14 protein-coding genes are annotated in these 13,738 nt (G+C 63.9%); 8 read left to right on the forward strand and 6 right to left on the reverse strand.

What is annotated here, in order from left to right; genetic code table 11:
- Positions 1-28: 28 nt before the first annotated feature.
- Positions 29-1,156, reverse strand: coding sequence for an iron-containing alcohol dehydrogenase (locus tag BHU62_RS08185; protein ID WP_073531469.1), 1,128 nt, complete (start codon positions 1,154-1,156; stop codon positions 29-31).
- A 229-nt stretch (positions 1,157-1,385) separates the two neighbouring features.
- Between BHU62_RS08185 and BHU62_RS08190 the strand changes: the two genes are divergently transcribed.
- From BHU62_RS08190 to BHU62_RS08200, 3 genes are all read left to right on the forward strand, one after another.
- Positions 1,386-2,144, forward strand: coding sequence for a response regulator transcription factor (locus BHU62_RS08190; protein WP_073531470.1), 759 nt, complete (start codon positions 1,386-1,388; stop codon positions 2,142-2,144).
- 101 nt (positions 2,145-2,245) lie between these two features.
- A complete protein-coding gene (locus tag BHU62_RS08195) occupies positions 2,246-3,547 on the forward strand; it encodes an NAD(P)/FAD-dependent oxidoreductase (RefSeq protein WP_073531471.1) in 1,302 nt (433 codons plus the stop codon).
- A gap of 18 nt (positions 3,548-3,565) precedes the next feature.
- Positions 3,566-3,931: a cupin domain-containing protein gene (locus BHU62_RS08200; protein WP_073531472.1), complete on the forward strand. Its 366-nt coding sequence runs from the start codon at positions 3,566-3,568 to the stop codon at positions 3,929-3,931.
- Between the two features lie 39 nt (positions 3,932-3,970).
- Here BHU62_RS08200 and BHU62_RS08205 read toward each other — a convergent pair whose 3' ends face one another.
- From BHU62_RS08205 to BHU62_RS08220, 4 genes are all read right to left on the reverse strand, one after another.
- On the reverse strand, positions 3,971-4,777 hold the full coding sequence (locus tag BHU62_RS08205) for an alpha/beta hydrolase (RefSeq protein ID WP_073531473.1): 807 nt from the start codon (positions 4,775-4,777) through the stop codon (positions 3,971-3,973).
- Positions 4,778-4,869: 92 nt separating this feature from the next.
- Positions 4,870-5,982: a class II histone deacetylase gene (locus tag BHU62_RS08210; RefSeq protein WP_073531474.1), complete on the reverse strand. Its 1,113-nt coding sequence runs from the start codon at positions 5,980-5,982 to the stop codon at positions 4,870-4,872.
- Positions 5,979-7,166: an MFS transporter gene (locus BHU62_RS08215; protein WP_073531475.1), complete on the reverse strand. Its 1,188-nt coding sequence runs from the start codon at positions 7,164-7,166 to the stop codon at positions 5,979-5,981. The genes BHU62_RS08210 and BHU62_RS08215 overlap by 4 nt, the downstream gene beginning before the upstream one ends.
- Positions 7,167-7,302: 136 nt before the next feature.
- Positions 7,303-7,950, reverse strand: coding sequence for a helix-turn-helix transcriptional regulator (locus BHU62_RS08220; protein WP_073531476.1), 648 nt, complete (start codon positions 7,948-7,950; stop codon positions 7,303-7,305).
- 603 nt (positions 7,951-8,553) lie between these two features.
- On the opposite strand from BHU62_RS08220, the gene BHU62_RS08225 reads away from it, so the two are divergent.
- Genes BHU62_RS08225 through BHU62_RS08245 form a run of 5 tightly spaced genes read left to right on the forward strand, consistent with a single transcriptional unit; the run spans position 8,554 to position 12,992 of the window.
- Complete coding sequence (locus BHU62_RS08225) at positions 8,554-10,047, forward strand: APC family permease (RefSeq protein WP_073531477.1); 1,494 nt, start codon at positions 8,554-8,556, stop codon at positions 10,045-10,047.
- The gene (locus BHU62_RS08230) at positions 10,022-10,612 is read left to right on the forward strand and encodes a DUF3156 family protein (RefSeq protein WP_073531478.1); all 591 of its coding nucleotides are present in this window, start codon (positions 10,022-10,024) and stop codon (positions 10,610-10,612) included. Before BHU62_RS08225 ends, BHU62_RS08230 begins: the two co-directional genes overlap by 26 nt.
- Positions 10,605-11,387, forward strand: a complete 783-nt coding sequence (locus BHU62_RS08235) for an SDR family NAD(P)-dependent oxidoreductase (RefSeq protein WP_073531479.1) — start codon at positions 10,605-10,607, stop codon at positions 11,385-11,387. Before BHU62_RS08230 ends, BHU62_RS08235 begins: the two co-directional genes overlap by 8 nt.
- A gap of 11 nt (positions 11,388-11,398) precedes the next feature.
- On the forward strand, positions 11,399-12,196 hold the full coding sequence (locus BHU62_RS08240) for a molybdenum cofactor biosynthesis F family protein (protein ID WP_033636970.1): 798 nt from the start codon (positions 11,399-11,401) through the stop codon (positions 12,194-12,196).
- Between the two features lie 4 nt (positions 12,197-12,200).
- A complete protein-coding gene (locus BHU62_RS08245) occupies positions 12,201-12,992 on the forward strand; it encodes an SDR family oxidoreductase (protein ID WP_073531480.1) in 792 nt (263 codons plus the stop codon).
- Between the two features lie 56 nt (positions 12,993-13,048).
- Here BHU62_RS08245 and hpaR read toward each other — a convergent pair whose 3' ends face one another.
- Positions 13,049-13,501 carry a homoprotocatechuate degradation operon regulator HpaR gene (hpaR, locus tag BHU62_RS08250; protein WP_015376534.1) on the reverse strand — a complete coding sequence of 151 codons (453 nt, stop codon included), beginning with the start codon at positions 13,499-13,501 and terminating at the stop codon, positions 13,049-13,051.
- Positions 13,502-13,738: the final 237 nt, after the last annotated feature.

Below are 13,738 nucleotides of genomic sequence, written 5' to 3' on the forward strand. Positions count from 1 at the left end.
CAGCTCCAACTATTTAGGGTAGATATCATCATTCGACGCGAAACGCCTCTTCGATCATCCGTTGCCGCTGCGCCGGCGCATAGTCGATCCAGGAATTCTTGCTGTTGGATTTCTCCAGCGCCACCGCCAATTCCTGGCCGGAAATCGGCAAATCGTCCTGCCAGAACGGCGCGATGGCGTGGCGGGTGATGAAATCGATCAGATAGCGCTCCGGGCTGCCCTGCCAGTGCGGGTACAGGCGTGCGGCCAGCTCGGCCATCAGCGCGCGTTGCTGCGGCTGTTCGCTGCTTTCCAGCTGGGCGAGGAACGGCAGCAGCAGGCGGCCGCAGACCTGGCCGTGGTGATAGTCGCGCAGCGCGCCGATCTCGCCGGCGATGCCGTGGATCACCCCCAGCCCGGCGGCGCTCAGCGTCAGCCCCCCAAGGTACGAAGCTTGCATAATCGCTTCGCGCGCCGCGTCGCTGCGGTTGAGCGCCGGCCAGGCCGCAAGGAAGTGGCGGATGCCGCTCAGCGACATGTCGCGCGTCATGGCGCCGGCGGTTTTTGACAGATAGGCCTCGAACAGGTGGGTGAAGGCGTCGATGGCGCAGTAGGCCAGCACCTTGTCCGGCGCGCCCGCCAGTAGCTGCGGATCGAGAATGGCGGTGTGCGGCACGAAGTTATTGTGGCGCAGCGAGGCCTTCACTTTGCTGACCTGGGTGTCGGTGATCACCGCGTTCTGCGTCACCTCGCTGCCGGTGCCGGCGGTGGTAGGAATGGCGATCAGCGGCAGGGTGGCGCCGCTGATTTTGCTGTCGCCCACCTTTTCCATATAGCGCAGCGTCGGCAGCGGATGCTCCACCAGCGCGGAGAACGCCTTGGCGGCATCCAGCACGCTGCCGCCGCCGATGGCCACCACGCGCCGCGCCTGGCCGCGCCAGCGCGCCACCCAGGCGTCTATTTCCTGCGGCGACGCCTCGTGGCTGACGATCTCAGTGCCGATGAGCAGCGGCGTCAGCGATTCGCGCAGGCCGGCGTACACCGGGCCGTTGAGAAAAGAGCGGCAGCTGAACAGCAGCGTCGGCTGCGGATCGGCGAGCAGCAGCGGCGGCAGTTGCTGGATGCTGCCGTGGCCGAACCAGGTCTGGCGGTTGGCGATGATGTGGCTGACGGACATGAGGTCTCCTTGACGGCGTGGCAGGGCGCAATGCCACAGCATAAGCCAGCGGGCGCGGAGCGGCTATCGCTTTCCCCGCCGCGGCAACTTGTGAGTTGTTTAACATGTAAACGATCGCGTTCTTGCATTTCGGCGCGCCGGATGCTTTTTTTAACAGTATCGGTCGCCATGCGGCCAACACCATCCGGAACCGGTAGATTGTTAATGTATTAATAATGGCGAGGCGGGTATGGATATTCAGGTTGAACGCTTGTCTGCGGTGATCGATGCGGTGGCCAGCCCGCGCTTTTATCCCAGCCTGTTGAATTGGCTGGAAGGGTTTTTCGCCTTTGACAACGCCATCGTCTATGCCTTCGAACGCGGCCTGCCGCCGCGCTGCCTGATCAAAACCGAGCGGGAAAACAGCGATGCGGTCAACCAAATCTATCAGCAGGGTGCCTACCTGCAGGATCCGTTTTACCGCGCGCTGAACGACGGCGGTGAAGGTGAGGTGCTCACGCTGCGCCAGCTGGCGCCCTGCGGGTTTTATCACAGCGACTATTACCGCAATTTTTATCGTAAGACCGGCTGGCACGACGAGGCCGGCGTGCTGTTGCAGCTGACGCCGGAGCGCGGGCTGGGGGTGTTCTTCGGCTCGGCGCGCCGCACGGTGGCGGTGCGCTACCCGCAGCGGGCGGAGCTGCGCAGTGCGCTGACGCTGGTGAAAAGCGTGGCGCGGCTGCACGGCGAAGTGGTGGTGGCACCGGCCGATGCCGACACGGTGAACGGCGACGGCGCGCAGGCGCGTTATCTGCTGACGCCGCGCGAGCGCGAGATCGTCGATCTGATCCTCGCCGGCTGCGGCTCGCAGCAGATTGCCGACCGGCTGTTCATCAGCCTTGGCACGGTGAAAAACCACCGCAAGAACATCTACGGCAAGCTGAACATCGGCTCGCAGGCTGAACTGTTCAGCCTGTTGCTGACCGCCCCGCAGCGGCGCAGCGCGTGAATGTTAATTTTTTGTAGCAAATGTCCCTAAGGGGACATGGCGACCCCGCCGCCGCCTCCCGATAATCCGATGTCATGGCATAGGCAATCGGGAGTGCGGCAGTGAACAACGAAATCGAGTCCTTAACCTACTACGCGGCGACCAAAAAATACGATCTGCGCTTCCCGACGCTGGAAGAGGATCTGGACGTTGACGTGGTGATCATCGGCGGCGGCTTCTCCGGCATCAACACCGCGCTGGAGCTGGCGGAGAAGGGCATCACCAACATCGCCATTCTCGAAGGCCGCTATCTGGGCTACGGCGGCACCGGGCGCAACGGCGGCCAGGTGATGGCCGGCATCGGCCACGATCTGGAGAAGATCAAACGCCACGTCGGCCCGGCCGGGCTGGAAACCATCTTCAAAATCAGCAACCTCGGCGCCGGCATTATCCGCGAGCGCATCAAGAAATATGATATCGACGCCGACTTCTGCTTCGGCTACGGCTACCTCGGCAGCAACGCGCGCCAGGAGAAGACCCTGCGCGGCTGGCTGAAGGAGTTCAAGGCGGTCGCGCCGCAGGAGGAGATCGAGCTCTACACCGGGGCGGAGGTGAAGCAGGTGGTGGGCTCCGACGCCTATACCTGCGCGCTGAAACACATGGGCGGCGGCCACGTGCATTCGCTCAATCTGCTGCTGGGCGAGGCCAAGGCGCTGAGCGGCTACGGGGTGAAAATCTTCGAGAACAGCAGCGTGCTCAACGTGGAGTACGGGCCGCGCATCACGGTGCGCACCGCCATGGGCTCGGTGCGCGCCAACAAGATGCTGTGGGCCTGCAACGGCTTCCTCAACGGCATGGAGCCGCAGATCTACCGCAAGACCATCAATACCTACGCCTTCCAGCTGGCCACCGAGCCGCTGTCTGACGATCTGATCCGCCAGATCAGCCCGATCCGCGGCGCCTACAGCGACATCCGCCCGGTGATCGACTATTACCGGGTGACCAACGAAAACCGGCTGCTGTTCGGCAGCGCCACCCGCCTGATCGAATATTTCCCGTCGGATCTCAAGGCCTGGAACCGCAACCTGATGCTGAAGGTGTTCCCGTACCTGAAAGACGTGAAGATCGATCTGGCCTGGGGCGGCCCGCTGTGCTGCAGCGCCAACCTGTTCCCGCAGATCGGCACGTTGCCGGATCGCGACAACGTGTTTTACGTGCAGGGCTACTCCGGCTTCGGCGTGACGCCGAGCCACATCGTGTGCAAGGTACTGGCGGAGGGCATGAGCGAAGGATCCGATCGTTACGATCTGATGAGCGCGATCCCGCACGTCAACATCTTCGGCAAGGACAAGCTGCGGCGGGTGATGACCACCGCCGGTAAGGTTTGGCACCAGACATCCGGCTATTGGAAAGGCCGCCGTTAACCCTCAGAGGAGAATGACATGAAACCGTTACTGCTTAAACAACCGCTGCCGGAACTGCTGGAAATCGGCAGCGTCAGCAACCTGGGCGCCACGGTGATCGCCGGCACGCCGACCGTCGGCGTGGCCAGCATCTTCGGCGAACCGACCGACAACCTGAACTGCGGCGTGTTCAGCTGCACCCGCGGCAGCTTCGCGATGGAGTATCCGTTCGCCGAGCACGCCACGGTGTGGGAAGGCAGCGCCACCCTGACCAACGAACGCACCGGCGAATCGGTGCAGTATCAGGCCGGCGATTCCTGGTTCGTCGAGAAGGGCACCCCGGTGCGCTGGGACATCACCTCGGATCGCTTCGTCAAACACTACCTCGCTATCGTCGAAGGCTGACGCTGTCATGCCCCCCTCGGCCCGCTGAGGGGGAACGCCTTAGCCTAACACCCGCGCAATAAAATCGGTCACCCGCTTGAGGATCTGATCCTTATTGGTTTCGTTAAAGCTCTCGTGCCGCCCGCCTGCATTGATCATCCGTTCGAAATCGTCGCCGCGCAGACGATCGAACGCGGTTTGCGTTTCGCTCATCAGCACCAGCCGATCGTCGTCGCCGTGGATCCACAGCGTGGGCAGTGCGCCGAAGCCCGGCCCGGCGTTGATGGCGGCGAGGATCCGCTGCATGGCACGCAGGGTGGGGCGCTTGAACGGCCCGTGCCACACTAGCGGATCGTCCTGATACGCCGCGCCGACCGCCGGATCGCGCGCCAGGGTGGCGGTATCCAGCGGCGCGTCGGGGATCGTCGGCAGTTCGGCCAGATCGGAGATCGCTGTTCTGTCGCCGAGCAGCGGCCCGGACAGCACCAGTGCGCACACCTCCTCGCCATGGCGCTGCACGTAGCGGGTGGCGATCATGCCGCCCATCGAATGGCCGATCACCACCAGCGGCAAGGTGGGGTATTGCCGCCGGAGATGCGCGACCACGCGCTGCACGTCGTCGACCACGGCGTCATAATCCTCGATCAGCACGCGTTCGCCCTGCGACAGGCCGTGGCCGAGATGGTCGGGGCCGAACACCCGCGCGCCCTGCGCCTGCAGCGTGCGCGCCACGTATTGATAGCGGCCGAGATGCTCGCCGTAGCCGTGTATCAGCAGCGCCAGATAGCGCGACTTGTCGTTTCCCCAGTCGTGCACGGCGATGTCGCCGTGACGGCCTTTGATAAAGCTGACGGTTTGTTCGGACATCTTATTGTTCTCATGGTGACAGGGTTGCCCTTCAGCGTAGCGGCTGGCGGCGAGGTTGTCAGGGGCGCCGGGTGCGGCGCCCGCAGAGAGGATTACAGGCCGAACTGGCGCGCCAGCTCGTCGAGCGCCTCGCGCTGGAAGCGGTTGAAGGCGTCGCGCGGCTGCTGTTGCTGGATGAACCTCAGCAGCGGATCCTGCACTTCAGTACGCACGCCGCTCAGCTGTTCCATCACCGCCAGCCCGCAGAACGGCACGTAGGATTCGGCGTAGCCGCCTTCGTGCACCATCACCAGTTTGCCGCCGCACAGCCGGTCGGCGGCGTCCTGCACCAGCGCGGTCATGGCGCGGAAGCTGTCGCTGTGCAGCTGCATGCGCGCCAGCGGATCGAGGGCGTTGGCATCGTAGCCGCAGGCGACGATGATCAGCTCCGGCTCGAATTTTTCCAGCGCCGGGATGATGATGTGCCGCATGGCGTGCAGGTAGCCGTCGTCGCCGGCGCCGGCCAGCATCGGCACGTTGAGGTTGCAGCCTGCTCCGGCGCCTTCACCGCGATCCCGTTCGCCGGAATAGCCCGCCGGGAAGCAACCGTCCTGATGCAGCGACAGCGTCAGCACGTCGCCCCGCTGCCAGTAGATGTGCTGGGTACCGTTGCCGTGATGCACGTCCCAGTCGAGCACCGCCACCTTGCCGAGATCGTAGCGGGCCTTGGCGCGCTCGATGGCGATGGGAATATTGGCCAGGAAGCAGAAGCCCATCGATTGATCCGGCAGGCAGTGGTGGCCCGGCGGGCGTGACAGCGCATAGGCGTTATCCAGCTCGCCCTGCAGCACCGCTTCCACCGCCGCGCAGGCCAGCCCGGCGGAGAGCTTGGCGATTTCATAGCTGCCCGGCCCCAGCGGCGCTTCCTCTCCTAGCAGGCCGCCGCCGCTGTCGCTCACCTGTTTGAAACGCTGCAGATAGTGGGCGGGGTGAATGCGCAGCAGGTCTTCTTCCGTCGCCGGTTCGGCGCTCAGCAGGGTAAGCTGGCGCGACAGGCCGGACACGTCCATCAGGTTCTTCATGCGCCGTTTGGTTTCCGGCGACTCGGCGTGGCCAGCGCCCGAAGGCGGTTGCACCCAGCCGCCGACCGGCAGGGTGGTGGCGTGCAGGCCGGTGCTGTGCCAGAAACAGCGTTCATCAAACAAGAAACCGGTTGTTCTTTTCACCTTTCTCCTCCTGTTATACGGCGCGGTGCGCGCGGTGAAGCCAGCGAAATCAACAGCAGCGACAGCAGCGCGCAGCCCAGCGCGCCCAACAGCAAGGCATTGAAACCGCCGGAAGATTCGATCAGAGAGCCGGCCAGCGTCGGGCCGATGGCCATGCCGCCGCCGATCACCAGGTTGATGCCGTTCATCAGCTTGCCGTCGTTATCCAACCCGGCGACCCGCGCCAGAATGAACGGCAGCACGAAGGTCCAGGTGAATTTGAACAGCAGGGCCGCCAGGGCGAAGCGCAGCAGCAGGGGTTGGCCTGTCAGCAGCGCCACGCTGGCCAGCAGCAGGGCGTACCCCAGCACGATCAGGCGTCCGCCGCCGAAGCGCGCACCGATCAGCGCCGCGGCCCCCGCGCCGACGATGCCGAGCAAGGTGGCGACGGCCAGCACCTGGCCGCTGTGGGCCGGCGACAGCCCGGCGCCGGCGGCGATGCCGCCGATAAAGGTCCAGACCGCGCTCAGGCTGATGTAAAAGGTCAGCACCGCCAGCACGGCGCACAGCTTGCGCGCCAGCGAGGCGGCGGCACCGTTGCGGGCGGCGCGCGCGGCGGTGAAACCGTTGGGAAACGCCGGGAGCAGCGGCAGGCAGCACAGCATGATGGCCGCTAAAATCAGGTAGACCGCCATCAGGCCGAAGTGCGCGAACAGCGGCGGCAGCACCAGCAGCCCGACCGCGCCCAGCACCAGCTGGCCGAGCACCCAGAAGGCATACACCCGGCTGGGATTGGCGGTGCCGGCGGCGCAGGTGATGCACAGGATCATCAGGGTGCCGCCCGCCAGCGAGGCGATAAAGCGCAGCGGCAGCAGCAGGGTGAAATCTTGCACCAGCGCTGAAGCCAGGTTGCCGGCGATAAACACCAACGCCGACAGCGTGGCGACCCGCCGCCAGTTGATGCGCCCGATCCACCACCACGCCGGCAGCGTGGCCAGGCTCATGGCGCCGAGCTCGGTGGAGAACAGGTGGCCGATCTGCGCCGGGCCAAGCTGCCACTGCGCGGCGAGCTGGGCGGCCACGGCGGGGGCGGTCATCAGAATGCCCGGCGCGATGGCGGCGAAGACGATAATGGCGGTCAGCAGCCGTGGTGGGCAGGGAAGCGCCGTGCCGACGGCGGGCGCGGAAACCGAATCACTGGACATAAACCTTTTCCCCGAGCGTTGAGTGACAATGGAATATCCCGCCGGGCCCGATTGCGGGCAGGGGGAGGCCGCGCCATAGATGGCGAATACTCTTTAGCGTTATTTTCCGGCCGTCGGCGACGGCCGTTATCGGGCGTTAACCGTGGGCGAGAAAGCCGCCGGCGACCAGTTCGGTGCGGTTCACCACGTCGGTTTTGGCGAAAATATTGCGCATGTGGGTTTTCACCGTGGACAGCGAAATGCCCAGCTTCAGGGCGATGCGCTTATTGCTGGCGCCTTCGCGCACCATGTTGACGATCTCTTGCTCTTTGGCGGTCAGCATCTGCGCCTCGCCATCGGGCAACAGATCGCGCGTCGCCAGCTCGATCAGCGGCAGCACCGCGCGCAGGCGGCCACGCTCCACGTCGGTAAACGGCGTATCGCGGATCAGCGACACCCCGGCGACGATGCGCTTGCGTTGGCGGATGAAAATCTCCGTCATGTCGCGCATGTCGTTCGGCAGCATAAAGTCGTGGTAATAGCGGCGGTTGCCGGCGATCGCCGCCGGGCTCATGCCGACCATGGTGATGTCCTGGCGATGGAAGTTGGCCGGCTGCAGCGGGTCTATCTGCTGGAAGTGGTTCAGGTACTGCTGATGCGTTTTATCGGGCATGCCGTGCAGAATGTAGTGATCCGGCCGCAGGTCGCGATCGACCAGATAAAACACCCCGGCGGACACCGGGATCAGGTGCGTGATGGTCGCCAAACAACTGTTGATAAAGGCATCGGATGCGGTGCTGTGCATGATTCGTGTTCCTCCCTTTATCATTCAATCTGGAGAAGGTTGGCGGTCAATATATGAACGATACAAGCATAGTTGTAGCATTTTGGCAACACAATAAAAACATATTAACAACGTGAGGCCGATTGCAATAAAACACATAAATAACAAGATGACACTGTGGTCATCAGGGCTTTTCAGCGCGGATTTGCTGCGATTTTCATTAATAAGTTAATGAAATATTTCCCCTCTTTTCCCGCTGAATTTACAGCGCTTTTCAATGTTTGCCCGGGTGAAGCCCTCGCCGCCCTGCGCGTGCTACAACCGGCACGATCGAAGCCGTCCCTCGTTCTTTAGAACGATAGCCAGGCTTTTCCGCCGCTTCTTACACTGCGAATTGAAGATAGCGCCAGGCGGCGCCAAAGGTATAAGACGAAAAAATGATGACCTTGCTCAGGCTGCTCCGTCCGCATGACCATGAGCGCGGCCGCAGGTTGAAAGCATCTCGTCCTTAAGGACGATAGTCAGCATTTTCCTTTCCTCTCTATAGTGAGATTACCGCCGCTGGCGGTGAAAAACCTGCAAGCACCTGCATGCATCAGGCCAAAACTATAAGAGGAAATAACCATGAACCTGTCGTCGCGGTTGCACGCCCACCTGGCTCGAGGCAAGGTCGGCTTTCCCACCACCCTGGCCAGTTCGGTCGGGGTGATCATGGCCAGCCCGGTGATCCTGACGGTCACCAGCGGCTTCGGCATCGGCGGCGACACCTTCGCGCTGGCGATGCTGATCGCCTTCATCATGATGCAGGCGCAGCTCACCACCTTCTCCGAAGCGGCGGCGCTGCTGCCGACCTCCGGTTCCGTTTACGACTACATCTCCTGCGGCATGGGGCGCTTTTTCGCCATCACCGGCGCGCTGTCGGCCTACCTGATCGTGCACATCTTCGCCGGCACCGCCGAGACCATTCTCTCCGGCATCATGGCGCTGGTGAACTTCGAGCACCTCAACACCCTGATGGAAAGCCACAATGCCTCCTGGATGGTCGGCGTCGGGCTGGTGATCGTGTTCGGCCTGCTCAACGCGTTCGGCATCGAGGCCTTCGGCAAGGCGGAGATCGTGCTGACCTTCGCCATGTGGAGCACGCTGGTGATCTTCGGCATCGTCGGGCTGCTGTCGCCGCATGCGGTGCCGCTCGAGGGGTGGTTCGGCAGCACGCTGAGCCTGAACGATCCCTTCGCGGTATTCAGCCTGATCGGCATGGCGATGTTCATGTTCGTCGGCTGTGAGCTGGTGACGCCGATGGCGCCGGAGATCAAGCGCTGCGATCGGGTGATCCCGCGCGCGATGGCGCTGGGGCTGTGCGGCGTGGCGGTGTGCATGGCGCTGTATGGCGCGGCGCTCAGCCACCAGGTGGAAAACGTGGTGATCGACGCCGCCAGCGGCACGCGCCTGCTGGAAACGCCGATGGCCATCCCGGCGTTCGCCGGCCAGGTGATGGGCCAGTTCGGCAAATACTGGCTGGGCGTCGGCCTGCTGCTGGCGGGCGCAGCGACCATCAACACGCTGATGGCGGCGGTGCCGCGCATTCTGTACGGCATGGCGCTGGACGGTGCGCTGCCGCGCATGTTCGCTTATCTGCACCCGCGCTTTAAGACGCCGGTGGTCGGCATTCTGGTGGCGGTGTTGATCCCCTGCGTACACGCCTTCGCCATTCAGGGCAATCTCGACAGAATTATTCCGCTGGTGCTGGCGGCGGTGTGCGCCTGGGGCGTGGCCTACCTGCTGGTGACCTGTTCGGTGGTGATCCTGCGCCTGCGCCGCCCCGATCTGCCACGCGCCTATAAATCGCCGTGGTTCCCGCTGCCGCAGATCGTTTCCAGCGTCGGTATCGTGCTGGCCATCGTTTACATCACGCCGCCGGGAATGAACCCGAGCGACATCTACATTCCCTTCGGCTGGATGATCGGCCTGACCGCCGGCTATGCGCTGTTCTGGACGCTGTGCGTGCAGAAAGTGAATCCGTTCAAGCCGGTGCCGGTCGAACAGGTGCTGGAGAACGCGTTCGCCAAGGGTGAAAACGAGGAGGCGCAGTTTGATCGGCTTACTTCCCTCACTTAATCGCGCCTGGCGGCGAGCGCCGTCGGGCTATCGGCCGGGCGCTGCGCTGGATCGTCTGGCGCGCAACCTGGAACCCTACGCGTGCGAACGCCTGGCGCCGGGCCTGCTGCGGCTGACGCTGCCGCAGGGACCGCAGATCGAGATCGGCGAACAGGTACAGGGGCTGTTTATGGCGCATATCGTCAGCCACCGCTTTCGGTTGCAGGGCACGTGCGCGGTGCAGCCCCCGTTGACGCTGGACGTGGTGACCGGCGGCTGGCTGCGGCGGCGCGGGGTGCGTTATCTGCTGCGCCAGCGCCATGCGGCCGCGCAGCGGGTGCTGGACGGCCTGCAGCGCTACCCGCAGATCGGCGAGACGCTGGCGCAGCTGGATTTTCGCCGCGTGCGGCTGACGGTGAAGGACGGGCGCTGGCAGGTGGATATCGAGCATTTCGCCGCGTCGGAAGTGGTCAGCCGTTTGCCGGCCGGCCGCCGCTATCTGCGGCTGGATGCCGAACAGCGGCGGCTGCTGTTGAGCAGCCTGCTGATGATCGGCCAACTGATGGAGAAGCTGAATCATGAATAGAGTGGTTGTGATTACCGGCGGCGGCACCGGCGTCGGCGCTGCCTGCGCCCGTTTGCTGGCGGCGCAGGGCGATCGGGTGTTCATCATCGGCCGCCGCCCGGAACCGCTGGCGGCGCTGGCGCAAGAGATCGGCGCGCAGGCGCTGGTGGGCGATGCCGCCAGCGGCGAGAGCTGGAACCACACGCTGCTGCCGGCCATTCTGCGCGAAGCCGGGCGCATCGACTGCCTGATCGGCAGCGCCGGCGGCATGGGCTTCAAGCGCATCACCGAGATGACCGATGCGCAGTGGCAAGGGGCGCTGGACAGCAACCTCAACAGCGCTTTCGCCAGCGCGCGCGCCTGCCTGCCAGAGCTGATTAAAAGCGGCGGCAACCTGCTGTTCGTCGCTTCGATCGCCTCGCTGGCCGCCGGGCCGGAGGTCTGCGGCTACGTCACCGCCAAGCACGCCCTGATCGGCCTGATGCGCTCCATCGCCCGCGATTACGGCCCGCTGGGCGTGCGCGCCAATGCGGTGTGCCCGGGCTGGGTGACCACGCCGATGGCGGACGAAGAGATGCAACTGCTGATGGACGCCCATCAGATTTCGCTGGAGCAGGCTTACCAGATGGTTTGCCGCGACGTGCCGCTGCGCCGCCCGGCCAGCGCCGAAGAGATCGCCCGCGTCTGCCGTTTCCTCTGTTCCAGCGAGGCTTCAATCATTACCGGTGCGGCGCTGGTGGCCGACGGCGGCTCTACCATTGTCGATGTGCCGACCCTGGCTTTCACTTCCCTGTAAGGAGCATTTCCATGAGTTCAGAAGCGGTATTCATTCAGGTTGGCGCGCTGGCGGAAGGCTTTGCGCCGCACAGCAATACGCTGGAACGGCAGCACGGGCTGGCGGGCAGCACGCTGACGCTGCGCTTTAGCGACGGCGCGACGCAGCGCTGCCGGTTCACCGACGAGCAGACGCTGGAGTGGGGCGAACGGCGCGGCGTCGCCTATCGCGCCACCAGCATTCGCCCTGGCGTGCTGTTCATCGATTTTCTCGACCCCGCCCGTGCCAACGCCAGCATTACGCTGGTGTGCGATCGCAATCAGGGCAACTTCACCGCGGTGTACGGCCAACTGCCGGACGAAGCGCAGGCGCGGCTCGACGCCTTCAGCCGGGTGGAGCAGGGGCTGCCGCTGACCGCGGTCGAGGCCGAATTCCGCTTCGGCACGCTGGATGATGCCGACGTAGCGCCGCCGGGCTTTACCGATGAGCTGATCGGTATGCGCAACATGTACACCTACAGCCCGACCGAGCGGTACGAGCACATCTACCTGAACGACAACTTCTACGCCTGGCAGTGTCTGGACGGGGTGGAGAAAGGGCTGGCGGACGTCGATCGCTGCCACTACGTGAAGGTGGCGGAGCAGCTTTATCTGTTCGTCTGGCGCGAGAAGATCATCCCGACGTTGGGCGTGGTGATGATCGATCTGCAGGGGATGCGCACCGACGGCAAGATCCTCGGCTATCAGGGCAGCGATTTCAGCGCGCTGAGCAACTTTGCGGTCGGCGCCCATGCGCAGGTGCTGAACACCACGCGCCACCCGCGAGGATAGGCCGATGAGCGCAACCTATGCGGCCGACGCCTTCGCGGGGCAGGTGGTGCTGGTGACCGGCGGTGCTCAGGGCATTGGGCTGGCGATCGTCAGCGCCTTTGCCCGGCTGGGCGCCGAGGTGACGATCGCGGACGTGCAGCTGCCGCAGGCGCAGGCGGCGGCGCAGGCGCTGCGGCGCGAAGGATTGAGCGTGCAAGCGCTGGCTTGCGATCTGGCCGAACCGGGGCAGATCGCCGAGGGGGTGGCGGCGGTGGGCGAGCGGCATCAACGGTTGGACGTGGTGATTCACAACGCCGCTTACTTTCCGCTGACGCCGTTCGCCGCCATCGACGCGGCCCTGCTGCAACGTACGCTGAGCGTCAATCTGATGGCGCCGTTCTTTCTGGCGCAGGCGGCGCTGCCGTGGATGCGCCGCCGGGGCGGCGGCTGCATTCTGGTGACTTCGTCGGTGACCGGCCCGAGGGTGGCTTATCCGGGGCTGGCGCACTACGCCGCTTCCAAGGCTGGGGTGAACGGGTTTATTCGTGCGGCGGCGCTGGAGCTGGCGGCGGAGAAAATTCGCGTCAACGGCGTGGAGCCGGGAATGATCCGCACGCCGGCGATGGCCAACCTAGGCGATGCGGCGGTTAATCAGGCGATCGCGGCCTCGGTGCCGCTCGGGCGGCTGGGGGAACCGGAAGACATCGCCGCGGCGATGGTGTTTCTCGCCTCGCCGGCGGCGGCCTACATCACCGGCCAGACGCTGGTGGTGGACGGCGGCGCGCTGTTGCCGGAAACGAATTCTCTGCTTACTTGACGCTGCAGCGTTGTTGGCTGCAACGCCAATTAATTTGAGAATTCCGGTTGGTCAAATCATTTCTTGGCGGGATGCGCGGTGACGTTGGCGGGCAGGCTGTCGCCCAGGGTGATCAGCTCGTCCAACAGCGTCATCAGCTGGTCCATTTTCTGCCGCGAGAAGGCGGCTTCAATCTCGGCGTAGCCCTGTTCCACCTGGTGGCGCGCCACTTCATACAGATCCTGGCCCTGCTGGGTCAGCGACACGTACAGCTTGCGCTGATCGTTGACCGGCTTCAGGCGGAAGATCAGCTTGTCGCGCTCCATGCGCGACAGAATGCCGGTCAGGCTGGGGCGCAGAATGCAGGTTTCTGCCGCCAGCTCATGGAATTCGATCGAGCGGCTGTTGGCCAGCACGCGGATGATGCGCCATTGCTGTTCGGTCAAATTGTGGCTTTTCAGGATCGGGCGGAAGAACCCCATGGCGGTTTCGCGTGCCTGCAGCAGGGCAATAGTTAACGATTCATGCATAAGTTTGGCCTTAGCTATCAAGGTGTTCGCTGTTACGGCGCTCGTTATGGGGGCGCCTGCCCCGCAAAGCCCGGTTTTGTTAATAACTTAATAGTAGCCAAAGTTACCCGTAGGGATAAAGCAAAAATATGGGCCGCAGCGAAAAATGGTGCCGTAAATGATTAACACATTGAATAATCACGCTAATGTTCATTATTTGTGAATATTTTGTTATCACGATCACAAATCATCCCAAGC

Source organism: Serratia marcescens, assembly GCF_001902635.1.
Lineage (GTDB): Bacteria > Pseudomonadota > Gammaproteobacteria > Enterobacterales > Enterobacteriaceae > Serratia > Serratia marcescens_F.

Coding starts and splice junctions, on each gene's coding strand:
- BHU62_RS08200 (WP_073531472.1), top strand. CDS start 3,566: ATGAAACCGTTACTGCTTAAACAACCGCTGCCGGAACTGCTGGAAATC.
- BHU62_RS08205 (WP_073531473.1), bottom strand. CDS start 4,777: ATGTCCGAACAAACCGTCAGCTTTATCAAAGGCCGTCACGGCGACATC.
- BHU62_RS08220 (WP_073531476.1), bottom strand. CDS start 7,950: ATGCACAGCACCGCATCCGATGCCTTTATCAACAGTTGTTTGGCGACC.
- BHU62_RS08185 (WP_073531469.1), bottom strand. CDS start 1,156: ATGTCCGTCAGCCACATCATCGCCAACCGCCAGACCTGGTTCGGCCAC.
- BHU62_RS08240 (WP_033636970.1), top strand. CDS start 11,399: ATGAGTTCAGAAGCGGTATTCATTCAGGTTGGCGCGCTGGCGGAAGGC.
- hpaR (WP_015376534.1), bottom strand. CDS start 13,501: ATGCATGAATCGTTAACTATTGCCCTGCTGCAGGCACGCGAAACCGCC.
- BHU62_RS08245 (WP_073531480.1), top strand. CDS start 12,201: ATGAGCGCAACCTATGCGGCCGACGCCTTCGCGGGGCAGGTGGTGCTG.
- BHU62_RS08215 (WP_073531475.1), bottom strand. CDS start 7,166: ATGTCCAGTGATTCGGTTTCCGCGCCCGCCGTCGGCACGGCGCTTCCC.
- BHU62_RS08235 (WP_073531479.1), top strand. CDS start 10,605: ATGAATAGAGTGGTTGTGATTACCGGCGGCGGCACCGGCGTCGGCGCT.
- BHU62_RS08225 (WP_073531477.1), top strand. CDS start 8,554: ATGAACCTGTCGTCGCGGTTGCACGCCCACCTGGCTCGAGGCAAGGTC.
- BHU62_RS08190 (WP_073531470.1), top strand. CDS start 1,386: ATGGATATTCAGGTTGAACGCTTGTCTGCGGTGATCGATGCGGTGGCC.